Origin of the sequence: Bacillus sp. NPDC094106 (genome assembly GCF_044764345.1) — a bacterium.
Lineage (GTDB): Bacteria > Bacillota > Bacilli > Bacillales > Bacillaceae_G > Bacillus_A.
In genome coordinates, this window is the sequence record NZ_JBIWHY010000006.1 from 189955 (window position 1) to 215747 (window position 25793).

Here is a 25793-nt window from a genome sequence, read left to right on the forward strand (position 1 = left end):
CCCTTTATTCCCTTCAGTTATCTGACCTCTTTTTTATCACCAATATCCCTGCATCTATTAACTCATTAATTTTTGATAATAATTTCTCCTGAATTTCTAAATCATCTTTATTTTGAATGCCCTTCTCGTCAAAAAATCGAGAAAATGTATAGTTGCACATCCCACCGTAAGCATGACAAGTTACATCTAATTTCTTTTTTCGTTTTGATTCTTCATCATATATTCCTATCCAAAACGAATTATATGCTCCATATTCATAATCTTTTTGATTTTTCACAGTTGTATCAGAAATACACCATGCTCCTACCACTTGGTTTCTCCAAAATAATGGCTCTCCAACTTTTTCCCTGTCTACAATCTCTAATTTCTTTACATCTGCAAATGTTAAATTATATTTGTTGATTACTTTCGGTTTTCTCATATTTATCCCCCCTACCTTCCTGCTTATTTATCTTCAAACTGATACATCTTATCTGACTCAATCATGTGTTGATAAGCCACGTTTACTCCATCTAATTTTGATTGCAGTCTTTTTTGTTCTTTACCACTTGTTTTCGCTATTCTCCCTTTTAAATAATTCATACTATTTACAAGCCATTCTTTTTGTTCATCCCAAACTTCTTTATATGTCATTTCAACTCATCCTCTCATAACATTCTTTTTAAATTATAATATATTTTATTGACTATAGTAAATAAGATGTTAAGATATATGTAGAAAATACGATGAAGGACGTGAAAAAAATGACAGAGCAAGAGTTTCGTGAATTTAGAATCTGGGACACAAAATTAAAGGTAAATGAACAGATTAAAAAAGAGTTAGAAATAGCAGATGAGTTAAGTTTTTCAGAGAACAAATTATTTTTATGCTCTAATCGCAATTGGGTTTCTACTTCTATGCCGCTTCTATACGCCAATGATGAAATTCATTTTTTAGTAGCACCACTATTATCTAATGGTATAGATGAAGGCGTGAGTGGTTTAGAGGCTATTATCTTTACAAAAGAGCAACTAATGAAGACATTTGATATTGTGATAATCAATTAATAAATATATAAAGAAAGGTTTGATTATGATGACAGAATCAGAATTTAATACTGTACAAGCTTGCTATACACCATTATATTTATCGAAAACATTTGTAGAGACTTTAAAGAAGAAAAAACTTTTAGAGTTGGCAGAAGATTTTATGTTAAGACGAAAACAAAATACATGGTATCTTACAGCAATGCCTATCCCCTATCCTGATGATACACCTAATTATTTAGTACAAGCTGTTTCAGAAGATGGTAGAGTAATTCCTGTTTCCTCTATGACACTATCAAAAGAATATTTCATGAAGATGTTTTCTTTAACAAAGGAGTGTTAGTATATGAAAAACAATCCTATCAAAAATAGATTCCATGTAAAAATTCCAGCAATTCATCCTTTTTATAAGAATACAAAAGCAAAAAATAAAGAAGCTATAGAAGCTTTTAAGTATCATGATTGGATTTGGGTAGAGGATTGGGTAGAGCAAGGGGTTACAGATGTGTATTATGCGATGGGTGCGATTGAACCAAGAACAAGAAAATCTATTCTCCTTGATTCCATCATCATTGTATCTGAAGCGGAATTTACAAATTTATTTTATAAAGTCGAAAAATTTACTATCTCCCCTTCTGCATATATTAAATCATTAGAGAATTGGTTGATTTTTATAGGTGATTGTTATCAACATAACTTTGATAAATTTTTAGAAATGCAAAAATCTGAAAAATATGGGGCTTTCGCAGAATACAAACAAATCGAATATTTACCACTCTCAACACTTATACAATCTATTGCTCAACTTGAATATATTTTTGCCTATATGAAAGACCCTATGCCTTTTGAATTTATGGCAAGAAGAACAAAGTATGATTGTTATCAGTTCGAAAACATAGAAGCAGAAAAATATATTTCTAAATTAGAAGAATTACTTATTTTCGTTTGTCATATTTATCAGACAAATCATGACCGCTTCTTTAAAATGTATGTAGAAAAAGAAAACAAATATTATTACCGACTTGCTACAGTTCAAGGTACTCGTTATCGTTTTGAAGTCCAACATATTAGTGAGTTATGCAATGAAATATTTACTTTCACTTTGAGAACTGATGAATATGATGAATTATTTAAACAACTAAAAGATAACCAAACAAAGAAAAATAAGGAAAAGAATGTATAGAGGGGGAATCCCCTCTTTTTTAATTGAAAAGAAATTAGTTTCATTGACTATAGTTAATGAAATAAGTTAAAATGTATTTATACACATATAAAGAAACATGTACGAATCAGTTAGAAAAGGAGAGGTGAAACACTTGTCTGTATTTAATTTGGAAAATTACCTTAGTGAACCTAAGTCAGCTTTAGAAGATTTTGAAATAGATGATGAGATTACAATTGTCACCCTTCCACTTGAAGAAATTTATGGTGATTCAGAATCGGGTTATCGTGTTTATTCTTGTCAAAGTGAAGAAGGTCTATATTTTAAAATGAATGGTAATTTTATCATGCCACTTAATCCAAACATTCATTATCAGGTGAATGGAAATATTATTTTTTACAAAGGTGAAAAACAAGTAAAAATGAAACGAGTATCACCGATTAAACCAATTGGAAAAAGAGGCATCATTCGGTATCTTAGGACTCTAAAAGGGTTAAAAAATCGAGCTGAAGAGATTTATACTGTTTTTGGAGATAAATCTATTGATGTTTTAATGGAAACTCCTGAAGAAGTTGTGAGTCGAATCAAAGGCATTGGTAAAAAAAGTGTTGAAGCTTGGAAAAAACAACTTGAAAGTCTAACAAATTCTCAATATACTTTGTCGTACTTATTAGATATTGGTTTGTCATTTGAGCAATCAAAAACACTATATAGTCAATACAATGATGATATTATCCGTTTGATTTCAGAAAATCCGTATCTTTTAGCAAAAGAGATTCCAGGTTATGGATTCAAAAAATGTGATAAAATCGCCAAAGAGATTCACTTTGATATGCTAAGTGATGAGCGTGTTCAAGAAGGTATTATTCATGGACTTGATGAAGCTACCAAAGATGGTCACTGTTTTTTACATAAAGAAGACCTAATTGAGAAAACAAGAGAAGTTTTAAAAGTTACACTTCCTATTAAAGAAAGTGAACGCTTATTAAATGAAACAAGCGATGAAACTATTTCTTATTATTTCGGTACGATTCATGTTCTAATTCCACGAAACGAATTAAGGGTTTGTTATGAACGTTGGAAATCTGCTCGTTATAAGAATGAAAAAGACAAATTCTTATATCCATTATTCGAAATTTCATCTGATAGAATTGTTGAAGAAATTAATAGCTTGCTTTCGCTTGAACGAATTATAATTGAACAAGAGCGTGTTTATTTAGATTATATTCATAGAGCTGAAGTACGTGTTGCAGAAGAGATTTATCGTCTTTCAGATTCACAAGAATGGAAAAAACAAATAGACATTAAAGCTGAATTGGATAAATATCTCTATACAGAAGGAATTGAATTGGAAGATAAACAAGAAGAAGCTATATTATCTTTCACTGCAAGACGTGGTGGTTTTTACATATTAGATGGTTCCGCAGGTTGCGGAAAAACGTTTGTTTTGAAAATCATGTTGAAAATTCTCAACATTGTATGTAAAGCAAACGGCATCGTTCCCTATCTGCAATTATTGGCTCCAACTGGAAAGGCCGCTAAAGTTGCTAAAAAATCAACAAACGAAAAATGCCTTACAGTTCATAGAGGGTTAGAATTTTGTTCAGGAAATGGTTTCTATTACAACGCATCTAATCCTTTACCTGGAAACATTATCGTATTAGATGAAAGTTCTTTTTTAGATGTTATTCTATCAAAAGATTTACTGCAAGCAATCAAACGAGGTGCTACAATAATCTGGATGGGTGATATTAAACAGTTACCGAGTATTGGTCCAGGTAGTGTTTTGAAGGATTTAATTGAAAGCGGTGTTGTTCCTGTTGTCACATTAGATGTAGTAAAGCGACAAGGAAAGCAGTCGGGAATTGCAAAAAACGCCAAAAAGATTATTGACGGAGAAATGATTGAAACTTGCGAAGACACGAAAGATTCTTATGTAGTATTTCGTGATTCACCAAAGGTTATTTTGAAAAACATCCTCGAATCTGTGAAGCGTATTCTCACTTTTCCTGATTATACATTGGATGACATCCAGATACTATCTCCTCAAAAGTCAGGTGTTTTAGGGACCTATATGATTAACCTATTAATGCAACAAGCATTTAATCAATCAGCATCCCCTATCACCTCTTTAAATAAGGAATTCTCAATAGATAAAGAACGTTATTCTCTTTACTTTAAAGAAGGAGATAAAGTGATTAATCTAAAAAATAATGATTTAAAGATATGGTATAAAAAGGGTTATATTACCACAGAGGATAATGAAATTCTTACAAAATACGAGCCAAATAAAGATGCTGTAGGTGGTATTACGAATGGTGAAACAGGTGTTATTGAAGCAATTCGTAAAGTAAAAGTTAAAATAGGTGACACTGAAAAAACAAAGGAAATTATTCGTATTATCGTGAAATATGATGATGGTTATATCTTTTATGATGATAAGGAAAAAGAAGAGTTAGACCATGCTTATGCCTTTTCGATTCATAAGGCTCAAGGCTCACAATGGAAAGCTTGTATCATGCCTATATCTATGCTTCATTACAGAATGCTTGATAATAGTCTATTCTATACAGGCTATACACGAGCCCAAGAATTTAATGTGGTGATTGGTGAAGAACGAGCAATTAAACATGCTATCAAGACATACAAATCAAGAGAACGTAACACCACTCTGAAAGAACGTTTAGAAAGTTTATATTTGATTTAATAAAAAAGTCGCAAAGAATAAATTTATTTCTCTGCGACTTTCCCTATATCATGTTCATAACTTTATATTCGAGACAACTTCTCCCAATTTATTTCTGACACTTCTACCCCCCACTGTTTTGCCAGTTGTTTCTCATGCTCAATTGCTTCTAATGGGAAAATCGTTTGATTATCCTTAATGTGGAATAAACAGAATTCCTCTTCATCTTGTACAATAATTTCTTTCATTTTTTGCCTATTTCGATAGCAAAAACGAAGAATTTCATCTTCATTTCGTAAAATAACTGGAGGTAACTGAACTTCCTCCCCTTCTATTTCAGTTGTCAAAAAACCCTTATATGTATTTGTTGTCATTTTTTCATCCCCAATCAATGCTCATACAATGTTTATCTCAATTTTATCATAAAACCAATTTCATAGTTAGCCATTCTTTTTTGTTAAAGATTGAACAAAATAAGATTTTATACAAGTTTCTTTACATATGAAGAAGAGTTCATACTGCTTTTATCCTTCAACCTCAATACTTTTCGTAAAATATTTTTTATTAAATTTAACTTTTGTACACACTATAGTTAATGTTATAATGAATTATAAACAAAATAATGATAAGCGGTGATAATATGGAAATGTATATCATATTAAAGAACGGCAAGCCTTGGTCTGGTGTTTCTCAAGACGCATTCGCTAAGATATATTATGATAAGAAAAAAGCTTTGCAAATCGCAAAAAGTGCTTGTACTGCTGAAGCGAATCGCTATTATGAATATGGAGAAGGTTATTATCAAAATGAAGAGTTATCTTCAACTGAACGCAGGAAATTAGCTAAAGATTTAGCAAATAAAGAGTGGATTAAGCGATGGGAAGTAAAACCAATGATATTAAAAGAGGAGCAAAACTAATGATTGAACAAAAAATTAAACAGTTACGTGAAGAAATTATTAAACATGATTTGCTATATGATGCAGGTACTCCTATCATTACTGATAGCGAATATGACCAAATGTATTATGAATTGGTTTCATTGGAAGAGAAACATCCTGAATTTTCCGATGTAAACTCTCCTACCCAACGGATTTATTCAGTTGTAGTTGATAGTTTGAAGAAGGTAAGTCACTCTACACCTATGTTGTCACAAGATAAAGTTCATACAGAAGAAGATATTGTGAAGTTTGCAAATAAATCGGATGATGAAATTGTTGTGGGTGATAAAGAAGACGGATTAACGATTGTATTAAAGTACAATCATGGTATCTACTATGAAGCTTCAACAAGAGGCGATGGATATGTTGGTGAAGACGTAACACATACTGTAAGAACAATTACGAACCTTCCTAAGAAAATTGCATTTAAAGGTTATCTTGAGGTTCGTGCAGAATCCGTTATCCCTTTCTCTGAGTTTGAACGGATTAATATAGACGGTCAATATAAATCTCCTCGAAACTTAGTTTCTGGTTCTGTTCGCACATTGAATGCGAGCGTTGCAAAAGAAAGAGGATTAAGTATTATTGCTTTTGACTTAGTTAAAGCAGAAGGTCTTTCATTTAAAAAAGATACGGAGCAATTAGAATTCTTAAAAGAACAAGGTTTTAATGTTGTTCCATATAAAGTGTTCAAAAACACACATGAAGGACGAGAAGAACTCATTCAATATTGCTCAACTTATAATAAAGAGGTACGACCAACTATTCCTCATATGATTGATGGTCTTGTGCTTAAATTTAATAGTTTAGATATTCGAGAGTCTTTAGGTTATACATCAAAATTTCCTCGTTGGGGTTGTGCTTTTAAATTCGAAAGTCTTGATGCGACTACAAAACTAATTGATGTTGTAGAGACAGTTGGTAAATCTGGACAAATCACACCAAATGGTATTTTTGAGCCTGTTGAAATTGGTGGTGCGTTGATTCAAAAAGCTTCCCTTGCAAATTACGACAATGTAAAAGCACGAGATATCCGTATTGGCGATACGATTGTCGTTGCTCGTGCAAATGATGTAATTCCACAAATTGTATCTGCTGTTACGGAATTACGTGATGGAACAGAGAAAGAAATTTTACCACCTACTTGTTGTCCTGTATGCAAAGGAGAAGTTGTGAAGGAAGAAGATAACGTTCATTACTTCTGTATTAATAGTACATGTAGTGCTCAACAAGAACGTATTTTAAAACACTTCGTATCCAGAGGTGCTATGAATATAGATGGTCTTGGCGAAAAAACAGTTGAAACCTTTTATGAAAAAGGCATTCTCTCTTCTGTTTCTGATATCTATACACTTAAAGATAACTTAGATAAATTATCTATTTTAAAAGGATTTGGAGACAAAAAAATACAGAAAATGTTATCAGGTATTGAAGAAAGTAAAAACGCTCCTCTTTCTAAACTTTTATATGCTTTAGCTATTCAAAATGTGGGCTCCAGTACTGGACGAGATATCGCAAAACAATTCCGTACAATGGAACATTTGATGGAGCTTGCAAAAGACATTGAGTTGTTAAAAGTAGAATTAATGAAAATAGATGGTATCGGTGAAACAGTAGCTAATAGTGTAGCAAAATTCTTTAAAGAGCAACATAACATTGAACTGCTACAATTCTTGTATTCTATTGGATTTACAATGATGGAAGAAGTTGAAGAAATCATTCCTTCTGGAGAAATCGAGGGCAAAACATTTGTTATTACAGGCTCTTTATCTAAACCTCGTAATGATATCAAAAAAGAAATTGAATCTCGTGGTGGAAAACTATCGGGTTCAGTATCTAAGAAGACAGATTTCTTAGTTCTCGGTGGCTATGACCATCTAACAGGTGAATTACCTGAAAAAGAAACAAATAGCTCTAAATATAAGAATGCTATTGAGTTTAAATGTCCTATTATTTCAGAAGAAGAGCTTTTTGAGAAGATGAAATAGTCAATACGGATAAAGACTCTGATTTAGAAAGGATGAACATAATGAAACAAGAATTTGAAGGTAAAGTAACCTATGAAAGAACAAGTGATACTGGAGACCCAAGATTCGATTTTGACTATACTATCGGTTATAATTCTGCCCCATCAATAGAAGAGCTATTGAGTAGATATGAAGGAAAACAAATAAAAATGACTATTTCCATAGAAGAAATTGATGAAAATGAAGGTTACGATGAAGATTAATATTAAGTAGATACTACAGTATAAAGTTTTAAAGCAGAGAGAATACTCTCTGTTTTTTTTAATGTTAATGATTATTTTCATCTCCCCTTCTGCTTATAATACGTAGATATTATAAAACAGGTATTTTCAATAAATTAATTTTAGGAGAGTGTTTATGATGAGTAAAATGCAAATAGGTTGGTATGTATTAACAGAAGATAAGGTATTTAAAAACAATAGTTATGAATGTGCGGCCTGGTATCAAGAAATAAAAGTGCCAAAAGGAAAATATCCAATATATTCATCTGGCTTTGTTTATAATCATGCTCAAGGTTTTCTTACAAATAAAATAGAAGACAATAGTATTGGTTGTAAACTGATAGGAACAGTTATTTCTTCCGACTTTAGTAGTCATTTTGCAGGAAACCAAGTTAGCAGTAAAATAAATGAAGATGTTGGACAAGAAGGTTCGATTTATTTTTCTCCTTATGCTCATTCGCTTGCAGAATCAATTTTAAAAGGAAATTCAACTTGCGAATTACTACCTGACTTTGAAGCCAAAGAAATTCATTTTATGTCAAACGGGAAAGAATATACTACACATGGGATATTCAAAAAAGACTAATAAATAAAGAATCCTTTTCAGGATTCTTTTTCTACGTATGACTCTTTTCATTTTCATTAAATAAAACAAAATATTATCTCTGTAACATTTTGAATAAATTAATTAAAAAATTGTGTTTGTAAAATAAAAAGAAATATCATAAAAAACTATATTCTGAGCAAATCATAAAAAAGACCTCAAATTAATTGAGGTCAAAATCTTTAATTATTTGTTAAAAAATAATTATGAATTATTGAATCTGACGCATAAAAATTAAGTCTTGATACTCACCGCATTCAGGACAACTATATCCATGTTCTTCAGCCTTTTGTTGTTCAATTGCTGTTTTGATAGGAACGATTTTACCCTTAGATTCTTTTTGTGTAGCTTCATTCCATTCAACTTCATCATACACCTTGTCACAATATCCACATTCATACTTTGCCATTTCATAAGCCTCCATATTGATTAATATTGTCTTGTTCTGCTAAAACAACGTTTTATTTTAATGCAACAGGTTGTAATAATTACGACCAGACTTTGTTAATTTCAAAGGTTTGAAATCATTATAAATCTGTTCAAAATGATTTGCACCAAAGTCAAGCCAACATGCGTCCCAATCTCTATCCAATTTGTTTAATTTGTTCTCAGACAAGAAGTAAATCTGCATAGCGTGTGAACCGTCATGATGATGACCTGAAACAATAAGTGAACCATCTTTGTCTACACTCACATCAATATCATCTACTCGCCCCATATATTCTAACGGATTGTCATCATGTGATAACATTCTGCCTCCTACAGGACTTCCATTCCAACGTCCTACGTGACCTACAAGAGCAATACGTTCAACGTTCGTTTTATAACGTTTTTCATATCTTTCAATTTCCGCCTGTAAGTAATCCATAAAATTCTGTTTCATTTCTTTCCAAGCGAATTCTGACCATTCAATTGTATTCATATCAAATCCATCTTCTTCTTTAAAGTCTTTACCTATAAGCCAAGCATCTTCAATCTTGTTATATGCTTCTTGGCAGTCTACTGTTGATAAAATTGTTGTCATGATTATTTCCTCCTAAAATTAATTCGTATTTTGAATACACCTGTTTATATAATCCTTATATTATAGATAGTTGGACTTCATCCCATAACACGATAAGTAAATTATATTTTACTTTGATAATAATATTTTATTGACTTTAGTAAAAGTAACGTTTTATACTTAGTAATAGATACATAACGATTAGATAACTAAGGAGATGTTTTAATTGGCTATTACATTAGAGAAAAAAACTGAAATTGCAAAAATCGTATTAGAAAAGAAAAACCTTTCGGGAGTCATCGCTCAAGTTGTTTTTGTGCTCGATGGTTCTACTTCCATGAGACATTTATATAGTAACAATACTGTACAAGATGTTACTGAATCTATCTTAGCTGTCGCTTTAAACATTGATGATAACAATTCTATTGATGTTTATGGATTTGGTAAAAGCCACAGACATATTGGTGATGCAAGTCGAGCAAACTACCGCAATTACATCCAAGATGTATTCTTGAAGAAGTTCAATTTGGAGCCTTACACTGCTTATGCAGGAGTTATGAATAAAATTGTAAAAGAGTATGGAACAAAAACTATAACAAAAGCTGTCGAACAACCTAAAAGTGGCTTCTTCTCAAAGCTGTTAGGGAAAACAGAAACTGTAAAAGTTGATAAACCCCAAGGGCCTGTAAAATATCCAACTTTTGTAGTCTTTATTACAGATGGTGATAATTTCGATAAACCCGAAGCAGAACGTATTATCCGTGAGTCTTCTGACCAACCTATCTTCTGGCAATTTGTAGGGATTGGGAAAAAAGGAAACTTTGCATTCCTTGAGAAACTTGATAATATGGATGGACGTGTAATTGATAATGCTAATTTTGTTCGATTTACAAAAGAAGAAATCAACAGCATGTCTCAAGAAAAACTATATGAAACGCTTATGAATGAGTTCCCTCTTTGGATTAAAGAAGCAAAAGCCCATGGTTTCATTCAATAATAGATGACAAATAGAAAAGCTCAATGACTTGTAATCATTGAGCTTTTTCTTGTTCATTCAAGTGCTGTTTTAAGCCTTCCAGTAATTTTTCTTTATCTTCAACTGCTACGCCATCTATTTCTTTATAGCGAATCACATCTTCTCCCTCTTTTTTGAACTCTATATAAGTATAAAAATAGTATCTAAACTCTAATCGTCCTTCTTTTATCTCATTGGGTTTTACTAATATTTTTCCATTAAATTTAAAATGTGTATCATTTGCCGTTCTCTGTCCTTTGTACGTAAATAAAATCCAATCGTTATGTTCATAACCTTCAAGTAAAGCTAAAAATTCAGATGACTCAACGCTGGTCTCTTTCCATTTGTCATAAATCCCCTTCCACATTTCTTCTATTCTCTCCACTCTTTGATTCCATAGTGATGTTGTGATAATTTGAATGTTCTTACCTTCAAACAAGAGCTCGTCTAAATCAAAACATTCTCCATATATTCTTCTTTGATTTCCAACCAAGGCAGGTTCCCCTTTTAAATCGCTAACCTTTTGTTGTTCTTCTAAGAATAAATGTTCAAATAACGCTACCTCACTTTTTTTACGCTTCAAAATACTCTTTGTTCTCTTCACTGTGAATTGCTCGATTTCTAACATCTTCAATAAATCGGGAATGCCCTTTTCAACAAGAACCATTGCAGTCGTTTGAGCAACTTCTCTATCTCCTTTCTGTATCGCTTCATCATATGCTTCTTTTAATTTTAAAATATCTTGTATTTCCATCGTCACACCTCGTAAATTATTTTTTACTTTTTACAATTATATCATTGACTTTAGTTTATAACAAATGTAATATTGATTATAGATTTCAAAGACAAAAATTAATATTAAATACATATAAATTTAAATTTTTAGGAGATGTAATTATGAGTTCAAATAAATTAGGTGCTCGAATGAAAGAGTACGAAAATAAAACAAAATTAACAAAAAGAAGTCCCGTAATTATTCGTATTGATGGTACACACTTTCACACGTATACAAAGAAGATGGGAAAGCCATTTGACGAGATGCTTGCAAAAGCTTTCTGGGAGACTGCCAAATACCTTGCTGAAAACATTATGGGTTGTAAAATGGCTTATCACCAAAGCGATGAAATTTCATTATTATTAACAAACTACGATAAAGTAACAACTCAATCATGGTTCGGTAATGATTTACAGAAGATGGTGTCTGTATCTGCTTCTATGGCTACAGCAAAATTCAATGAAATCATGTTCCCTATCACAAAAACACTTGCAACGTTCGATAGTAGAGCATTTGTATTACCAAAGGAAGAAGTTACAAACTACTTCTTATGGAGACAACAAGACGCTACCAAAAACAGTATTGCGATGGTTGCTCAAGCAAACTTTAAACACAAAGAGTTACAAGGATACAATGGTTCTCAACTACAAGAGAAACTATTTGCTGAAAGAAATATTAACTGGAACAACCTTCCTGTCTGGCAGAAGCGAGGCGTATGTATTACAAAACAATCCTACTTAAAAGGAACTGCAACAAGAACAAAGTGGGATGTTGACTTTAACACTCCTCAGTTCTCTAAAGATAGAGATTACATTGACCAATATGTATTCAGTGAATTTGAAATGAATTCAAGAAAAATTGAACTAAATCTTCCAAAAGAACAACTTCAATCTTTATTAAGCGAATACTATGAGTCTAAAATCTTGACCCCTTCTTGCCGTTATAGAAGTGAAAAATCAAAAATTGAAAATAGTCATTATCACGAATTATGGTCAAAAACTGAAGAAATTTTCGATGCTTTTAAAGAGCGTTCCATTCAAACCCTATTAGACTTTGCTGTTGTTCTTCGATATGTGTTTATCCAAACTTTCGGAGATACAGTCGAGATTAATTTAGATGTTTATATGGATGTTGCGAAAAATTTAATTAAAAAATCAAAGCAATACGATTCGATTGTAGCGTAGGCTAACTACTATATAAGGAGTTGCATATAACATGCTTACACTCATCCATAAAATGATTGGAAATCCCCACCTATTTGTGGTGGGGGCTTTATCTATAGCCCTTCTTTTATCACTACTTCCTACTTCTAAGGGTAACTATAGAGGAACAATTCGTTTCCCTCCTCCCACAAAAGAAATGCAAGATGAATTTGATATGTTTTTAGGGATTAATAAAGAAGTTTCTCCATCTAAAGATGATTAAATTGCGACTATTGAAAGGGATGTACACTATGCAACTAACAATGGAACAAAAGTGTAAGGATTGCCAAGAACCTTTTTCATTATCAGAACATGACAAGCGTTTTTATTCAGATAGGGATTTAGCACTACCAAAAAGATGTTATTACTGTCGTCAAAAAAGACGAGATAACAATAAGATTGATTTACATACATGCATTGGTCAATATATCTATCGAACGAAAGCCAGTTTCACTGGAGACCGCTCCTTTGTTGGTGAAATTAGTAAGATAAAACTATTAAATATATTAGAAGATGGAACAATTGTATTTGAAGATAAATGGAAATGGCTTTCAGAATCAGAAGAAAGAACACTACCTCCACATTACAATGATGGCTATTGGAGAGTTTCCAAGGTTAAAAATACATAAAATCTGAAATGAGTGAGTAATTAATGGAAATGAAATACTTAGTTGAAATTAAGCGAAACAACTATTTACTCTTCCATCCTGGAGAAGATACAGAAATAATTCCATTTGTTTCGAAAGATGACGAACAAGAGGTTTTAGATTCACTTTTAAAGGATTCTTATTTATTTAGGGGTTACATCGTCAAAGCGTCTCTTATTTATGGAAATGATTATGCTGTCGTTGACAAAGAGAAAAACACTACATTTGGTGAGCTACAAATTACTCCTATATTCGAACACTTAGGAAGATATTTTAAATTAGAAGAAATTGAAGTTTGACATAAGGATGAATCATATTATGACTGAAAAAGAACGTTTATTAGCAAAGAGCGATGGTGTCAAAGATTGTGTAAAACACTTAGAAAAGAAGATTAAAGCAGAACAAAGATTTTTAAAACAGGAAGAAGAAAAAGATTTTTTTGTTAATGAATTCCAGATTACAAGACACAGAGAAACAATTCGAGTTTTGACTGAGGAAAAAATCAGCTTAGAAAAGTACGCCAAAAAATTAAAGCATTTAGCAAATGAATGCTGAAAGGATACGATACAACATGGATTTAAAAGAAGAGTTACTATTTATGGGATTCTTAGGTGCAACTGTCAATGATGAAGTAGATAATGAAATTCATGTAATGGTACGTTTTAAATATCATTATCCTACCAAAGGAAATAAAATCTTCCATGATGGAAAGAAAGAATTTTCAAAAGCTACAACACCTGAACAAATGTTTAAAGAAATTATTCAATGGGCAAAGAATTGTCCTGCAAATCATGGATTTGAAATTATCTTTTGGTAGAAGGTCGTGATGAAAATGTTTATCGGAACTCTACTAAAACAGCGCATGTCTTCTCTTGGGTACGACATGAATCTTTTATCTGAAGAATCTACGGTGGATGTTCATGTTATAAATGGGTTATTAAATAATGCACTATCAATGAAACAAGTACATGAAGTAGATATGGACTATATTTGTCAGGTTCTCATGTGTGAGCCAGTTTATTTTACAGATACAAACGTTAGAAAGCAGGATATGGTTTGTAACTCCCCTACACAGGAAGTTAAATCAAACAGAGCAAAAGCTAATTTGATGTCCTTTGCAAATGACTTTGCATTTATCATGGAGCTTTCAAAAGAATCCAATAACAAAAAATATTTATAATAGGTGATACATATGAATCTTATTTTCTTAGATATTGATGGTGTTATGAATCATTCTAATTACTTTGTTAGAAGTAAACAACATAAGCTACAAGCATTTTGTCCAAAGGCATTAGAGAATCTTAAGACCATACTTGAAAAATGCGATGCGAAAATAGTAGTCATTTCTACTTGGAGAAAGCTTGGTTCTGTAAAGATGCTGAAGAAGTCCATTTTCTCTCACTACGGTTTACAAAAATATATTATAGGTAGAACACCTGTATTGAATAATGAACCAAGAGGAGCAGAAATACAAGCATTTATGGATGGGTTTAATAAACATATTAATAAGTTTGTTATTATTGATGATGACGATGACATGATACACTTCTCAGATAGACTCGTATTAACAAGTCCCTATAAAGATGGTCTAAATGAAAATAAACGAGATGAAGTTATTCAACTGTTTAATGATTAATAGACATAGGAAAAGCAAGGGGTTCCTCCCTTGCTTTTTATTACATCTATATTAAATACACTGTTTATATTGCTTTGAATCAAATGATACAAAATTTTGGATTCCACCCTCATATATAATCATTCCATCATAGCCCAGTCTCTCTATTTGACTCATATAAGATTCAAACATTGACCATGTATCTGCATAAAGCAGACCAGTTTTTTCAATATCATCATAATTTCTATATTCTAAATCATCATAACTGTCAACAATTACACCTACCATATTTAGTAAAAATTCAATATCTTTCTTAGAGCACGAATCAAATGGATTTTTAAGTGCAAGATTATATCTTTTCACTTCTCCATAATCTCTTGAAAAATCTTTATTAGAGGAAAAGAACACAACATTATCATTAATTTCTCCATGATTTTCTCTACCATGATATACCATTTCATTTATCACTAAAATTCCCTCCTATTTATAGCTTACTTAAATTTAGAACATGATTCTCATCTATCTGTAATCATTATATTCAACAATAACTACATTTGTATCAACATCATGTAGACGTGTAGTAAAGTTTATATCCATATTTGATAACATCTGTGTGAAGTAATCAACTTCTTCCCTGTCATTGATATTAAATCCAAGTTCCCCATCTTCTATAAAATGTTTAATATTATCAGACATATTTTTTAATATTTGCGTATGATTATTACTTAACCTTGTTTTCATCTCAAACATCCTCTCTGCTAAATAAATTTTCTACTTATAATTTTTCAGCCCAATAAATATCCCATTTCTTAGATTTTGTAAAATCATCACATTCTTTTTCTGTATCACAATTTGTATAATACTTGATTCCATTTATATATGTATAAACTTGATACATAGTACCAACCTCCATATAAAATACACTTTTATCAAGATAAGTATTCTTCTCTTGTTATTCTTAAAATTCCATTTTTAAATCGTCTATAAATATAATATTGGTCATTCTCTGTTTTTAAATCATGTAGATATTTCCCTGGTTCACATTCAGATGGTTTAAAAAAGTCATCTGTTTTATGCATCACTCCTACATTTTTTTCATAGTACCGAAAAACCCACTTATGAGAACCAAAAGCATCTGTTTCATCAACTGAATCTGGCTTTCCATGCCAAAAATTACTTTTAATATCTAAATGTTCTTTATAGTTACAACCATACATTACTACTCGATATTCTTGTACACTCAACATTTTAAACAATCCTTTCCTTTTTAATGGATTTTATAAAAATACCTATTTATAGTTATCCTTGTATTATACTGACAAGACTTTTCATATATTAATTACAAAAGAAAAAACGCTACCTTATAGGTAACGTTCTTTTAATGCATCTTCAATTTTTAAATCAAAACTACCCACACATCCTAAGATGGTTTCAATATCAGAAGGCGTATACATGGATAATATACAATCAGTTAACTGGAATGTTAAAACATCTTTACCAATTTCCGATAACTTTTTAAATACGTCTGCTTGTAAATAATGTGCTAAACCACATCCGTGACTGTATTCAACTAATCCATTCACATATTCATAAGGGATTAGCATAGAATACTCTCCAGTTTCTCTAATTTTTCAGCCTCTTCATTGAATTTATCAATTGCATAAGATAATTCACGAGTTACCCCTACATCCATTTATTCTATGAATATAAAAAAGAACTGCATTTAAGCAGTTCTTCTCTTTTTCCAATCTCTAAACGGAGTTACAACATTTGTAATCGTTTCATTTGAGATATGTTCATTTTGGGATTTGACAATTAATGAACCATCCACATGGATTTCAACTTTATCATACAAACCAATTTTACCCATCAAATGTGGATTCTTATGAATTTCCTTCATTACTTCTTGCTTCCATTTATTAATCATACCTTTAAAACTCATTTCAAAATACCTACCTTTATTCATTCTATATTTTATTTAACATTATATGGTTGTCTTTATATTGATAAAGCATTGTATACAACCTGCGTCTCATACCGTATTACAGGAACACCATTTTTCACTCCGTTATACATTGGTCCTAATAAACCAAAGAATCGTGGTTGCCCTTGTAATTCTTGTTTCATAGCATGTTCCTTAAAGCCATTCAGTGTGTACTTTGATGTTATTTCATCAACACTGTGAAACTCTTCTCTTTTCATACCTGATTTTGTATCGCTGATTACCTCATAGATAAACTTCATGTTAACTCCACCTTTTTAATGAATTTAATCAAATACCTGTTTATAGTTATCTATAACATTATAGATATTTAAGTCTATTTCATTCTGTATTCAACAAAAAAGAATCGTCAGAAACGATTCTCGAAATGAATTAATTTCCATCAACTTCAACTTTGAAATAAGGTTTGTTTTCCTTTAACGCTTGCAGGTCTTCCTCTAACACTTGAACAATCTGTAAGAGCATTTCTTTTGTCGCATCTTTACACATATCACTGCCTATGAACTCTTTAAAATATGTAAGAATTACCTTAACTTCATCGGGCTCAAGGAAACAATCTCTACTGTTTAATACACCAAAAAAGATGGAGATTTTGTCATCATATAAAAGAGCATCATCTTTACAAGTGAAAACCTTTAAGTTTCGTGATGAATACTCTTCTTCATCCTTCATATAGCTTTCTTGTTCGAATTCATCAAACATACTAAGAGCTACCTCTGCATTCTCATCCTCTCTGTCATCAGCCAATTCAGAAAGATGTTCTAACACATCAGCCATGGTACGTAATTCATCGCCAGTTTCAAACATAATTACTTTTGGTACTCGTGCCATAATCATAACAGTGTTTCTTTTTGCCTCTAATAGAACTTCATTCTCTTTATTCGTAAAATCATATACTAACATCTATATCACTCCTAAAGTTTTAGTTTCGCAGTAAATGGTTTGTTGCCAAAGTCTTTCATATTCCCTCTACTACGCTTCCCACATTTCTCACAGGTAAAAGGATATAGCGGACCCAGAATGCCCATTAATCCATTACCATGACAAACCCATTCATGACCATGCTTTCTACATGTAAATCGTCTTGGAAATTTTATAATCCACAAAATGGTTGTTGAGAAAAACTCCCACACGTATCCCAGGACAATTCCGAATATCAGATATAAAAGGATACCAATCCCCTTTATTATATTTGTAATAACCCGCATACTATTAGCACCCTCTTCATTATTAATAAATCCTTATATACAAAATCTACTATTTATCATACACAACAAAGAAATCTTCTGTTTTAGCCTCGTCATAATCCGTGAATTTATCTCTAACAAAACCTAAAAACTTCTCATCAACTGCTCCAAATCGTTTAATCGTTACTTATACATCTAATCCTTCAATGTCCAGACGTTCGAAATCTACACCATCTTTTTTCATTCTTTCATAAAATTCTTGTTCCTTGTATCTTTTCGCAAAGTACATGGCCGCATATACAAGAAGCATAGTCACTTACTTCCTTTTACTAATAACAAAATCGTTTTACTCATCCTTTATCATCTCCTATTAGGATTTAGCATGAAACAATTGTACCTTTAGCATTGACTATTGTCAATAAAATTGTTAGGATTTACTATATGTCCGATACATTTGATTCAAAGGAGAGATAAACATGGTTTCATCACAAGAAGGAAACATAGAGTTGATTGTAGGTCCTATGTTTGCGGGAAAAACACAGTTTTTAGGAAGAGAAGTAAAAACACATCAGTATGCAAAAAAACGTATCATTGGCTTTAAACCTCTGATTGATAATCGTTTTAGTAAAAACACGATTACCGACAGAGATAGAACGTTTGAATTACCATGTCATAATCTCCCCAGACAGCTTACAGAAAAAGAGGCAACAATAATTTATGACCTATCTGCTCCCTGCGAGATTATTATTTTTGATGAAGTACAATTCTTTGCTGAAGAAATTGTGCGTATCGCCTTAACCCTTCGACTACGAGGAAAAATCATTTATATGAGTGGATTAGATATGTCTTATGAAGGTAAACCATTTGGCTTTACACCTCAACTTATGGCAATTGCTAACGTTGTTCATAAATTATCTGCTGTATGTATTTCGTGTGGCAGTTATCAGGCCATCCATACCCAACGACTTGTAAACAATAAACCTGCCCCTCCTGGAGATGAAGTTTTAATTGGTGACACAGCAGATTACGAAGCAAGATGTTCTGCTTGTTTTGTATATCCTGAATGGGTAGGAAATAAAAAACTCTTAGGAGTATTACCGCAGAATAAGTAAATGATTTTGCTATTCAAAAAGAGAGAAGCGTGGATTCAATGAAAAGATTTATAGAATACGTATTATTAACAATTGGTGCAATGATTTCAGCAGTTGCAATTGATTTAATTCTATCCCCTAATAATTTAGTAGATGGTGGTGTAACTGCCTTATCTATTATGGGTAATAAATTATTTGGATTACCTGTTTATGTTTTATTTATTAGCTTGAACCTACCTATCCTTTTGTTCACTTCCAGAACAATGGGTAAGAAGTTTGCTATTCGTACACTATATGCGAATTTAGTTACTACTGGTTCTATGATGTTCTTAAAGCAATTCCCACCTATTACATCATCTGAATTACTAATTGTATTATATGGTGGTTTATTATTTGGTCTTGGTGTAGGAATTGTCGTTCGTCTTGGAGGAGCCATTGATGGTCTTGAAATGTTGGCTGTATGGGTAAATAGAAATTACGGAATTGGAGTTAGTACCATCTTATTAAGTGCAAATGCTGTTATCTTAATTGCAGTAGCTTTTGTATTCTCTTTAGAACAGGCAATGTTTTCATTGGCCATCTTTTATATTGTAACCAAGATGATTGACCTAATTTTAGATGGATTCAATCAAGGGAAATCCGTTATGATTATTTCTGATAAGGCTGATGAAATTGGACAAGCATTAATGAGAGAATTAAACCTTTCGATTACTTATTTACATGGTGAAGGTGGATATATGGGGGATGCTAAAAAGGTAATTTACTGTATTACAAGCCGAGTTACCTATTCAAAATTAAAAGATACTGTTTTAGAAATCGACTCATCTGCCATTTTAGAAGCATCTCACACTGCTGAAACAACAGGTGTTAGAGTGAGAGAAACAAAAGTGGAACAGCTATAATTGCTGTTCTTCTTTTATTACAAATGTGTAAGCCTTTTTTTGATTATTTCGAATCTCATTTCAGTATAATGTATTAGTTTTACAAAACACTTATTGAAATGAGGGATATATATGATTATAGAAATGATGAACTATAAAAATAAATTACGTAAAGAAGTAAAAATAGGCTTTAGTTGGACAACTTTTTTCTTTGGGGCATTGGTACCATTGGTTCGTGGTGATTGGAAATGGACTCTAATTTTCATCATCGCAGGGTTATGCACATCTGGATTCTCAGGAATTGTACTTGCATTCTTTTATAATAAAATATATATTCAGGAACTAATCGAGAAAGGGTATACCCCTACTTCTGATATAGGAAAAACTGCTTTTAAAAAAAATGGAATTATTATTTGATTCACATTGACTATAGTTTATCATTGACAATATACTTAATTACAAAGAGAGGTGTTCATCTTGACTGAAACGGAAGAGAAAATGAAAGCCATTTTAACAGACGATATATTGTTCTATGTTTTGCAAAGGGCAATCAGAAAATCAGAATCTATTGGGTTAAGTCAACGTGACACTGAACGATTGATGCAAGTTTTTTCTGAGATAAAAAGAATAAGACAAAGCTAATCGGAAAAGAAATTTAATTTTATACCATAAAAAGATAATGCTGAAAGGAGTTTGATTCTTATGAGATACCTTACTTCCTCACTTTTATATTACATTTGCTATAGTCCTATTTTATTATTAATTGGAATAGACTACATATTACGATTCCTGTTCTTTATTACGATAGGTTGGTGGAAGAGCTACTTCTTCTGCTCACTTAGAGGTCATGACTGGTATTTTATCGGTGGTGGTTGGATTTCTTTCGGCTTCGGAAATAAAAATTCTTTTGAATGCAAATGTTGTAAAAAACAGGTTGAAGATATACCAGAAGATGAGAAGTATTTGGATGTTATTTTAGAAAAAGATTAATAAATAAAAAGCAGAGGAATATTTCCCTGCTTTTTTATATTAAACACTTTAAATTAATTTGCTCTCCATACATTGTTGCTGTTATATGGAATACAAAGGGAAATTCTCTTGCCGTTTTATATTCTTGTCTCAATCTTTTTATGAATATCTTCTTTGACTACTTGAAGATATTCAGTACAAAAGGCACCACTAAATCCTTCTAAAAAGACTAATTTTTGTTTATAAGGTTCTTGTCCCCTTACAAATTCATCACTTTTACAAGTCCAAATTTTCCCTTCGTACACTTTAGCCTCGTCACATGTATGCATAACTACTTTGTCACCTTTTTTAAGCATCTTTCATTCTCCTTTTAAAAATACCTATTTATGTTTATCTCTTTATAGTAGATATTTTTACATTTCTTTATTCTCATATTACTTGAAGGTTTTCCTCTTCTGATAGCTCATTGAAAGATAATGTTCTACAACCTAACTCTTTATCATTTTTCTTCATCTCCATAAATCTATTAAACATAGCATCTCTTCCAGTAAATCTTTCAAGAACTTTACCATTCCTAACGATTCTGTACTTTTTATCAAAACTGCTTCTCCCCTATTATGAATGTTATCCTCATAACTTTTGAGTTCCCTATTCGAGATTTTATCAATGAAACAGACCTTGGAAATCGCATTTTTATCCATAGTCTTTTTGTTCATTTATTTTATTTACAATACATAATATTCTTTTTTATAAAACGGTTTTAACTTCTTACCTTTAGCATCTGTTTTTTCATATAGCTTAGATTCTTCAAAAATTATTTTTTCAAAAAAGTAACGGATAAATGTATTTTCTTCTACTTCATAAATCATTTCCCATCTTCGATGATAATAATAGGCACATCCCTCAAGGTATGGCTTTTTCCCCGAATGTAATAAACGGTATTGCCATTACTGATATAATAATCATCAACTTTGATTTCTTTCACTACTTCTGCCTGATTATTTAAAAATTGTATTCTTATTTCTTCGTTTTTATCAACAGTTGCCGACTTTCCACACCCACTCAATAACAATACTGTTCCTAATGTAATTATTGCTTTTTTCATTATTATTCCCCTTTTACTTTATTCTTATAATTATCTTAATCTCTCTAAAAAACTGCACTCTCTTCATAAGTAGAAGAAAAATGCAGTTGACCAGATTACCTTATACTTTTAAAATCATCCATTACATACTTTCCAATTTTGATACTTTCATCTTTTGTAGCAAATAAATGAAAGCTTCTTTCTACAAAATCAAATTCCCCTGCAAACCCTACAGCACATCCATCTGTAACTAACTGTCCTTGTCTAATATCATTTTCCTTACGATATACATCCACTTGAATAGCAAGTAAGACAGCATCTCTCCAACCATTATTTTTCCCTTTATAAACTTCCCTTATGTGTAGATACTCTTCATCTTTCTTTAATAATTTCAAAGGTTTTTCATCTACCAAAGCTTTAATGATAGAGGATACACTCCAATGTTTTTCTTGCTTTTTTCGTGCCCATTCTACAATAACCTCTTGTTCTTCTAAAATTGTTGGTATAATCATTTTTATTCGCTCCTTTTATATAAGTAAAAATTGATATCTATCTCTTTTGGTACTTCTCTATGAGTTCATTTACCTTTTGTGTAACCCTTGAGTCTTGATAAAACTCCATTTCATCATACATACGAGGATTTTGATTATCCTTTTCATTAGACTGACAACCTTCACGATTGAATTGATGTTGCATGTTTTTCTCTGCACACCATTTTAGACCACCCCATGATACCCAGGCATTATCCGAAACAGTGACTTGTTCCACGTTAGCAAGCTCATTATGTTGACGAAATATCTGCAAATATTCCTCAAATTGCATTTCCCATGGTTTATAGGAATTACCAAACATCATTACCAAGTCTTTTGAAAATTGAATACGTATGATTTTATCGCTTTTTCTTTTTGCCATTTTCTTTTCCTCACTTTCTATTAATAAAAGAAATGAAAAGAGTATAAAACACACTCTTTTCTCTACCTGGTTATCAAGCTAACAATGATTTTTGAAATTTTTTTCAAGATTTACCCAAAATGATTTCGGGATAGCAAGTGCAATTTCAAATTTCTCTGCAATTTCTTCTGTAATACGCATTTCCGCACGTAAGATTTTTAATGAATCCGCAGTAGGAATTCCAGTTACAGTCTCCAAATCCCTTAAAGAAATCTTTCTATCACTCATTACCTCTGCTAATGTTTCCGCAGGTTGAACATGATTTGCAAATCTCTTCGCTTCTTCCAAATGCCATTGGATAACATGCTCATATTTTTTACCAACATATTCTGTTACATGTACTGTAAAAGATGAACATTCATTACTTAAAAATCCAATTTCTTTTGCTTTATTGATAATCATATCTCTAACTAATAGAGGTATTCTATCTCCCCAATTTAAAGCGTATAGACCACCATATCCATGAATTCCATTAGATGGTTTACCTGTCATAATCCATTCTTTAAAGTCACTTACAAGGTCCCACATTGTTCCACCAGAAGAAAAACCTCGATGTTTACTTGATGGATGAAAAGATACTTTCTCTTCTGTGTAATTATCCATGTAATATACCATTCTACCCGCAACTGTAAAATATGCGTAATGATTTTGTGTTCCTTTTCTTGATTCACTTGAAAAGAACATCGCACTACTTCTTTCTGTACAAACTTTATCAATATCTGCAATAAATTTAATCAATTCATTTACCTTTCCTGCTCTTTCTAATCTTTGTTCGTTTACCATAACAAACACCCTTTCAAATCAATTAGTATTAATACCTGATTTTTTATATCTATTTATTATAGATATCAGATAAGGTAAAAATTACGTAAAAGAATATAGTGAAATCACTAATTTTCATTTAAATACATATCTATAAATCTACAAATAGAATTTCGACTCTTAATCATCGACTCGTCTTCTGGTCCACAAATTACAATACCTGATTTTTCATGTATTGCTTTTAAACATGGGAATGAACTACTTACACGAACACCTTTCGTTTCCCATTTGTCATAGGTGTAGAATAGAAAACCTTTATATGTAAAACCCATTACATGTAAAGGTTTCCCTTCCGAATCCATAATCAGGACATTTTCCCCATCTACGGCATAAAACAACTCAGGTCAACCCCTAACAAAATTCGTGATATTTCTTCAACTTCTAATAAATCCACTAAGCTTGCATTACTATCATGAATCTCAATCGTTCCATCTAAATAAAGTTCGTATGCAAAACCATTCTTTTCAACAAGCAAGACTTCATCTTTTATAGAACAGTTAAATCCGTTTTCCTCGAACACTTCTTTAAAATCAATGAAGTCAAATTTATCAAATCTCTGAAGCAGAAACTCTTTTTTCGAAAAGTCTCCTTGGTACACAATGACCTTACCTTTTGTTTCTGCCAAACATTTACTTCCGTAGCAAATTTCTCTATCTTTCTTCTTGAAAATTTGATACACCTTAGAAGGCTCCCACTCTCTATAGCAAGAATCTATTCCAAGCTCCTTTAAATTTTCAATAATAGATAACAATTCTGCTCTTGCTCTACGAATTGTTTCTTCACTTTTAGCTTTTTTGTATGCATCTTGATACTTTGATAATTTCATTTTCAAAGAAGAATTTCGTTTCTTCAGTTCTTGTTTTTTCTTCACAATAGATTTTAGTTCGTTTGCAGTTGTTTTAAGTAGTCGTTTCGGAAACCCTTCTAATTTCTTCTTATGTTTATCCATTTCTTTTAGCTGATATTTAAAATAAGCTACTTCTGTTTTTGTTTGAAGCATTTTTGCGGGCAATACTGTATATTGGCTACAAAAGGAATTAAATATATGTAATTTTAAACTTCCCAAATGTAAAAAACCAACAGTCTCATCCTCTAAATACAAATAGATGACCGTTTCAAAACTACCATGCATACCAAAATGAAAAATACCATTTGAAGGAATTATATGCTTGTTTAAATAATCCTCAATATTTTTGGTAATAACCATTTGGTTCGAATGACTTAATACACTTCGCAATTTTTCATTCTTTATAAGTTCCAAACAAGTTTCTATACTTTTATCTTTTAACAGAAGAGTAGCTTCATTAATGATTGATTTTGATTCTTCCATAAGTTCATCAAGTTTATGGTCTTGTTCTTTATTCAACATGTTGTATCACCACCTTCATGATTTTTATTTTTTTGATTCCAATGAAGTAATTTATATATCCCACTTGCAAGTACAGAGAAGATATTGTAAGTGACTTGGTAAGGTGTATGTGCATCTACAAACATAGGATATTCTCCTGCTTCATCAAGAAATTCTTTTTTCGTGTAACGTATATATCCATCCATTCTTAGGTAACTTAAAACAAATGTTGTTGCTAACAATTCTTCAAAAAATCCACTCAATTCAACATATAACCCTCTATCTATTACTTGAAATCCCGCACGAATCCTATATGGTCTTTGATACATCTCACGTTTTTTTAACTTCTGTATTTTTGATTTAGGAATAAGAATGACAATATACTCAGCTTCTTGAATTACATTCCCTTCCAAATCCATTGCCCCATCATGTCGTTTTCTTACGAGCTTTGATACATAGCTCCCGTTTTTCCCCTTAATTACTACTTTGTTTTTTCCAAAGACAGAACCCATTTCTTCAGATATCATCATTCATTC

45 protein-coding genes and 1 pseudogene are annotated in these 25793 nt (G+C 31.6%); 22 read left to right on the forward strand and 24 right to left on the reverse strand.

The features are described from left to right. Positions 1 to 13 precede the first annotated feature (13 nt). Positions 14 to 421: a hypothetical protein gene (locus tag ACIQ7L_RS11460; RefSeq protein WP_400569159.1), complete on the reverse strand. Its 408-nt coding sequence runs from the start codon at positions 419 to 421 to the stop codon at positions 14 to 16. A 23-nt stretch (positions 422 to 444) separates the two neighbouring features. Continuing rightward, a complete protein-coding gene (locus ACIQ7L_RS11465) occupies positions 445 to 633 on the reverse strand; it encodes a hypothetical protein (protein WP_400569161.1) in 189 nt (62 codons plus the stop codon). 110 nt (positions 634 to 743) lie between these two features. Between ACIQ7L_RS11465 and ACIQ7L_RS11470 the strand changes: the two genes are divergently transcribed. The 4 genes from ACIQ7L_RS11470 (at position 744) to recD2 (ending at position 4894) form a co-directional block, all read left to right on the forward strand. Next, complete coding sequence (locus ACIQ7L_RS11470; RefSeq protein ID WP_400569163.1) at positions 744 to 1046, forward strand: hypothetical protein; 303 nt, start codon at positions 744 to 746, stop codon at positions 1044 to 1046. Between the two features lie 28 nt (positions 1047 to 1074). Then, positions 1075 to 1368: a hypothetical protein gene (locus tag ACIQ7L_RS11475; RefSeq protein ID WP_400569165.1), complete on the forward strand. Its 294-nt coding sequence runs from the start codon at positions 1075 to 1077 to the stop codon at positions 1366 to 1368. A 3-nt stretch (positions 1369 to 1371) separates the two neighbouring features. Continuing rightward, complete coding sequence (locus ACIQ7L_RS11480) at positions 1372 to 2208, forward strand: hypothetical protein (protein WP_400569167.1); 837 nt, start codon at positions 1372 to 1374, stop codon at positions 2206 to 2208. Between the two features lie 124 nt (positions 2209 to 2332). Beyond that, complete coding sequence (gene recD2, locus ACIQ7L_RS11485) at positions 2333 to 4894, forward strand: SF1B family DNA helicase RecD2 (RefSeq protein ID WP_400569168.1); 2562 nt, start codon at positions 2333 to 2335, stop codon at positions 4892 to 4894. A 62-nt stretch (positions 4895 to 4956) separates the two neighbouring features. On the opposite strand, the gene ACIQ7L_RS11490 is transcribed toward recD2, so the two are convergent. Beyond that, positions 4957 to 5247: a hypothetical protein gene (locus tag ACIQ7L_RS11490; protein WP_400569170.1), complete on the reverse strand. Its 291-nt coding sequence runs from the start codon at positions 5245 to 5247 to the stop codon at positions 4957 to 4959. 266 nt (positions 5248 to 5513) lie between these two features. Between ACIQ7L_RS11490 and ACIQ7L_RS11495 the strand changes: the two genes are divergently transcribed. From ACIQ7L_RS11495 to ACIQ7L_RS11510, 4 genes are all read left to right on the forward strand, one after another. Continuing rightward, the gene (locus ACIQ7L_RS11495) at positions 5514 to 5792 is read left to right on the forward strand and encodes a hypothetical protein (protein ID WP_400569173.1); all 279 of its coding nucleotides are present in this window, start codon (positions 5514 to 5516) and stop codon (positions 5790 to 5792) included. After that, positions 5792 to 7801 carry an NAD-dependent DNA ligase LigA gene (gene ligA, locus ACIQ7L_RS11500; protein ID WP_400569176.1) on the forward strand — a complete coding sequence of 670 codons (2010 nt, stop codon included), beginning with the start codon at positions 5792 to 5794 and terminating at the stop codon, positions 7799 to 7801. The genes ACIQ7L_RS11495 and ligA overlap by 1 nt, the downstream gene beginning before the upstream one ends. Positions 7802 to 7842: 41 nt before the next feature. Further along, positions 7843 to 8043 carry a hypothetical protein gene (locus ACIQ7L_RS11505; protein WP_400569178.1) on the forward strand — a complete coding sequence of 67 codons (201 nt, stop codon included), beginning with the start codon at positions 7843 to 7845 and terminating at the stop codon, positions 8041 to 8043. 157 nt (positions 8044 to 8200) lie between these two features. After that, the gene (locus ACIQ7L_RS11510) at positions 8201 to 8647 is read left to right on the forward strand and encodes a hypothetical protein (protein WP_400569181.1); all 447 of its coding nucleotides are present in this window, start codon (positions 8201 to 8203) and stop codon (positions 8645 to 8647) included. A gap of 229 nt (positions 8648 to 8876) precedes the next feature. On the opposite strand, the gene ACIQ7L_RS11515 is transcribed toward ACIQ7L_RS11510, so the two are convergent. Both ACIQ7L_RS11515 and ACIQ7L_RS11520 read right to left on the reverse strand, forming a co-directional pair. Beyond that, positions 8877 to 9074, reverse strand: a complete 198-nt coding sequence (locus ACIQ7L_RS11515) for a hypothetical protein (RefSeq protein ID WP_400569183.1) — start codon at positions 9072 to 9074, stop codon at positions 8877 to 8879. A 57-nt stretch (positions 9075 to 9131) separates the two neighbouring features. Continuing rightward, a complete protein-coding gene (locus ACIQ7L_RS11520) occupies positions 9132 to 9689 on the reverse strand; it encodes a hypothetical protein (protein WP_400569185.1) in 558 nt (185 codons plus the stop codon). Positions 9690 to 9894: 205 nt separating this feature from the next. On the opposite strand from ACIQ7L_RS11520, the gene ACIQ7L_RS11525 reads away from it, so the two are divergent. Next, a complete protein-coding gene (locus tag ACIQ7L_RS11525) occupies positions 9895 to 10665 on the forward strand; it encodes a VWA domain-containing protein (RefSeq protein WP_400569187.1) in 771 nt (256 codons plus the stop codon). 34 nt (positions 10666 to 10699) lie between these two features. Here ACIQ7L_RS11525 and ACIQ7L_RS11530 read toward each other — a convergent pair whose 3' ends face one another. Continuing rightward, positions 10700 to 11437 (reverse strand): hypothetical protein, encoded by a 738-nt coding sequence (locus ACIQ7L_RS11530; RefSeq protein WP_400569188.1) that lies wholly within the window; start codon positions 11435 to 11437, stop codon positions 10700 to 10702. A 143-nt stretch (positions 11438 to 11580) separates the two neighbouring features. On the opposite strand from ACIQ7L_RS11530, the pseudogene ACIQ7L_RS11535 reads away from it, so the two are divergent. The 8 genes and pseudogenes from ACIQ7L_RS11535 to ACIQ7L_RS11570 form a co-directional block, all read left to right on the forward strand. Continuing rightward, positions 11581 to 12303, forward strand: a pseudogene (locus ACIQ7L_RS11535) (tRNA(His) guanylyltransferase Thg1 family protein); the annotation flags it as partial. A 370-nt stretch (positions 12304 to 12673) separates the two neighbouring features. Then, positions 12674 to 12883 (forward strand): hypothetical protein, encoded by a 210-nt coding sequence (locus ACIQ7L_RS11540; protein ID WP_400569190.1) that lies wholly within the window; start codon positions 12674 to 12676, stop codon positions 12881 to 12883. Positions 12884 to 12911: 28 nt separating this feature from the next. Continuing rightward, positions 12912 to 13289, forward strand: coding sequence for a zinc-ribbon domain containing protein (locus ACIQ7L_RS11545; RefSeq protein WP_400569192.1), 378 nt, complete (start codon positions 12912 to 12914; stop codon positions 13287 to 13289). A gap of 23 nt (positions 13290 to 13312) precedes the next feature. Further along, the gene (locus ACIQ7L_RS11550) at positions 13313 to 13606 is read left to right on the forward strand and encodes a hypothetical protein (RefSeq protein ID WP_400569193.1); all 294 of its coding nucleotides are present in this window, start codon (positions 13313 to 13315) and stop codon (positions 13604 to 13606) included. Positions 13607 to 13625: 19 nt separating this feature from the next. Beyond that, positions 13626 to 13862 carry a hypothetical protein gene (locus tag ACIQ7L_RS11555; protein WP_400569195.1) on the forward strand — a complete coding sequence of 79 codons (237 nt, stop codon included), beginning with the start codon at positions 13626 to 13628 and terminating at the stop codon, positions 13860 to 13862. A 16-nt stretch (positions 13863 to 13878) separates the two neighbouring features. Beyond that, positions 13879 to 14124: a hypothetical protein gene (locus tag ACIQ7L_RS11560; protein ID WP_400569196.1), complete on the forward strand. Its 246-nt coding sequence runs from the start codon at positions 13879 to 13881 to the stop codon at positions 14122 to 14124. Between the two features lie 9 nt (positions 14125 to 14133). Next, positions 14134 to 14487 (forward strand): hypothetical protein, encoded by a 354-nt coding sequence (locus ACIQ7L_RS11565; RefSeq protein WP_400569198.1) that lies wholly within the window; start codon positions 14134 to 14136, stop codon positions 14485 to 14487. Between the two features lie 12 nt (positions 14488 to 14499). Continuing rightward, positions 14500 to 14943: an HAD domain-containing protein gene (locus tag ACIQ7L_RS11570; RefSeq protein ID WP_400569200.1), complete on the forward strand. Its 444-nt coding sequence runs from the start codon at positions 14500 to 14502 to the stop codon at positions 14941 to 14943. Positions 14944 to 14994: 51 nt separating this feature from the next. Here ACIQ7L_RS11570 and ACIQ7L_RS11575 read toward each other — a convergent pair whose 3' ends face one another. The 9 genes from ACIQ7L_RS11575 to ACIQ7L_RS11615 all read right to left on the reverse strand — a co-directional run bounded on the left by ACIQ7L_RS11575 (position 14995) and on the right by ACIQ7L_RS11615 (position 18421). Further along, a complete protein-coding gene (locus ACIQ7L_RS11575) occupies positions 14995 to 15390 on the reverse strand; it encodes an ADP-ribosyltransferase-containing protein (RefSeq protein ID WP_400569201.1) in 396 nt (131 codons plus the stop codon). A 51-nt stretch (positions 15391 to 15441) separates the two neighbouring features. Continuing rightward, complete coding sequence (locus ACIQ7L_RS11580) at positions 15442 to 15663, reverse strand: hypothetical protein (protein ID WP_400569202.1); 222 nt, start codon at positions 15661 to 15663, stop codon at positions 15442 to 15444. A gap of 34 nt (positions 15664 to 15697) precedes the next feature. Beyond that, on the reverse strand, positions 15698 to 15820 hold the full coding sequence (locus ACIQ7L_RS11585; protein WP_400569204.1) for a hypothetical protein: 123 nt from the start codon (positions 15818 to 15820) through the stop codon (positions 15698 to 15700). 31 nt (positions 15821 to 15851) lie between these two features. After that, positions 15852 to 16169 (reverse strand): hypothetical protein, encoded by a 318-nt coding sequence (locus tag ACIQ7L_RS11590; RefSeq protein ID WP_400569206.1) that lies wholly within the window; start codon positions 16167 to 16169, stop codon positions 15852 to 15854. Between the two features lie 114 nt (positions 16170 to 16283). Continuing rightward, complete coding sequence (locus ACIQ7L_RS11595; protein WP_400569208.1) at positions 16284 to 16526, reverse strand: hypothetical protein; 243 nt, start codon at positions 16524 to 16526, stop codon at positions 16284 to 16286. A gap of 119 nt (positions 16527 to 16645) precedes the next feature. Then, a complete protein-coding gene (locus ACIQ7L_RS11600) occupies positions 16646 to 16864 on the reverse strand; it encodes a hypothetical protein (RefSeq protein WP_400569210.1) in 219 nt (72 codons plus the stop codon). Between the two features lie 56 nt (positions 16865 to 16920). Further along, a complete protein-coding gene (locus tag ACIQ7L_RS11605; RefSeq protein WP_400569212.1) occupies positions 16921 to 17166 on the reverse strand; it encodes a hypothetical protein in 246 nt (81 codons plus the stop codon). A gap of 130 nt (positions 17167 to 17296) precedes the next feature. Next, positions 17297 to 17827 (reverse strand): hypothetical protein, encoded by a 531-nt coding sequence (locus ACIQ7L_RS11610; RefSeq protein WP_400569214.1) that lies wholly within the window; start codon positions 17825 to 17827, stop codon positions 17297 to 17299. Between the two features lie 471 nt (positions 17828 to 18298). After that, positions 18299 to 18421 carry a hypothetical protein gene (locus tag ACIQ7L_RS11615; protein ID WP_400569215.1) on the reverse strand — a complete coding sequence of 41 codons (123 nt, stop codon included), beginning with the start codon at positions 18419 to 18421 and terminating at the stop codon, positions 18299 to 18301. Positions 18422 to 18587: 166 nt separating this feature from the next. On the opposite strand from ACIQ7L_RS11615, the gene ACIQ7L_RS11620 reads away from it, so the two are divergent. The 5 genes from ACIQ7L_RS11620 (at position 18588) to ACIQ7L_RS11640 (ending at position 21073) form a co-directional block, all read left to right on the forward strand. Next, positions 18588 to 19223: a thymidine kinase gene (locus ACIQ7L_RS11620; protein ID WP_400569217.1), complete on the forward strand. Its 636-nt coding sequence runs from the start codon at positions 18588 to 18590 to the stop codon at positions 19221 to 19223. Between the two features lie 38 nt (positions 19224 to 19261). Continuing rightward, on the forward strand, positions 19262 to 20104 hold the full coding sequence (locus ACIQ7L_RS11625; protein ID WP_400569218.1) for a YitT family protein: 843 nt from the start codon (positions 19262 to 19264) through the stop codon (positions 20102 to 20104). 111 nt (positions 20105 to 20215) lie between these two features. Further along, on the forward strand, positions 20216 to 20500 hold the full coding sequence (locus tag ACIQ7L_RS11630; protein ID WP_400569219.1) for an HrgC protein: 285 nt from the start codon (positions 20216 to 20218) through the stop codon (positions 20498 to 20500). A 60-nt stretch (positions 20501 to 20560) separates the two neighbouring features. Continuing rightward, positions 20561 to 20725 (forward strand): hypothetical protein, encoded by a 165-nt coding sequence (locus ACIQ7L_RS11635; RefSeq protein ID WP_400569221.1) that lies wholly within the window; start codon positions 20561 to 20563, stop codon positions 20723 to 20725. A 60-nt stretch (positions 20726 to 20785) separates the two neighbouring features. Next, positions 20786 to 21073 (forward strand): hypothetical protein, encoded by a 288-nt coding sequence (locus ACIQ7L_RS11640; protein ID WP_400569223.1) that lies wholly within the window; start codon positions 20786 to 20788, stop codon positions 21071 to 21073. A gap of 116 nt (positions 21074 to 21189) precedes the next feature. Here ACIQ7L_RS11640 and ACIQ7L_RS11645 read toward each other — a convergent pair whose 3' ends face one another. From ACIQ7L_RS11645 to ACIQ7L_RS11685, 9 genes are all read right to left on the reverse strand, one after another. Beyond that, positions 21190 to 21408 carry a hypothetical protein gene (locus ACIQ7L_RS11645; RefSeq protein WP_400569224.1) on the reverse strand — a complete coding sequence of 73 codons (219 nt, stop codon included), beginning with the start codon at positions 21406 to 21408 and terminating at the stop codon, positions 21190 to 21192. A 369-nt stretch (positions 21409 to 21777) separates the two neighbouring features. After that, on the reverse strand, positions 21778 to 21921 hold the full coding sequence (locus ACIQ7L_RS11650) for a hypothetical protein (protein ID WP_400569226.1): 144 nt from the start codon (positions 21919 to 21921) through the stop codon (positions 21778 to 21780). Further along, positions 21918 to 22157, reverse strand: coding sequence for a putative periplasmic lipoprotein (locus ACIQ7L_RS11655; RefSeq protein WP_400569228.1), 240 nt, complete (start codon positions 22155 to 22157; stop codon positions 21918 to 21920). Before ACIQ7L_RS11655 ends, ACIQ7L_RS11650 begins: the two co-directional genes overlap by 4 nt. 95 nt (positions 22158 to 22252) lie before the next feature. Continuing rightward, positions 22253 to 22648, reverse strand: a complete 396-nt coding sequence (locus ACIQ7L_RS11660) for a hypothetical protein (protein WP_400569229.1) — start codon at positions 22646 to 22648, stop codon at positions 22253 to 22255. A gap of 37 nt (positions 22649 to 22685) precedes the next feature. Then, on the reverse strand, positions 22686 to 23048 hold the full coding sequence (locus ACIQ7L_RS11665; protein WP_400569231.1) for a spore protein H: 363 nt from the start codon (positions 23046 to 23048) through the stop codon (positions 22686 to 22688). A 78-nt stretch (positions 23049 to 23126) separates the two neighbouring features. Continuing rightward, positions 23127 to 23870 carry a hypothetical protein gene (locus ACIQ7L_RS11670; RefSeq protein WP_400569233.1) on the reverse strand — a complete coding sequence of 248 codons (744 nt, stop codon included), beginning with the start codon at positions 23868 to 23870 and terminating at the stop codon, positions 23127 to 23129. A gap of 107 nt (positions 23871 to 23977) precedes the next feature. Then, positions 23978 to 24247 (reverse strand): hypothetical protein, encoded by a 270-nt coding sequence (locus ACIQ7L_RS11675; protein WP_400569235.1) that lies wholly within the window; start codon positions 24245 to 24247, stop codon positions 23978 to 23980. Further along, positions 24232 to 25278 carry a hypothetical protein gene (locus ACIQ7L_RS11680; RefSeq protein WP_400569236.1) on the reverse strand — a complete coding sequence of 349 codons (1047 nt, stop codon included), beginning with the start codon at positions 25276 to 25278 and terminating at the stop codon, positions 24232 to 24234. Before ACIQ7L_RS11680 ends, ACIQ7L_RS11675 begins: the two co-directional genes overlap by 16 nt. Continuing rightward, positions 25272 to 25787 carry a hypothetical protein gene (locus tag ACIQ7L_RS11685; RefSeq protein ID WP_400569238.1) on the reverse strand — a complete coding sequence of 172 codons (516 nt, stop codon included), beginning with the start codon at positions 25785 to 25787 and terminating at the stop codon, positions 25272 to 25274. The genes ACIQ7L_RS11680 and ACIQ7L_RS11685 overlap by 7 nt, the downstream gene beginning before the upstream one ends. Positions 25788 to 25793: the final 6 nt, after the last annotated feature.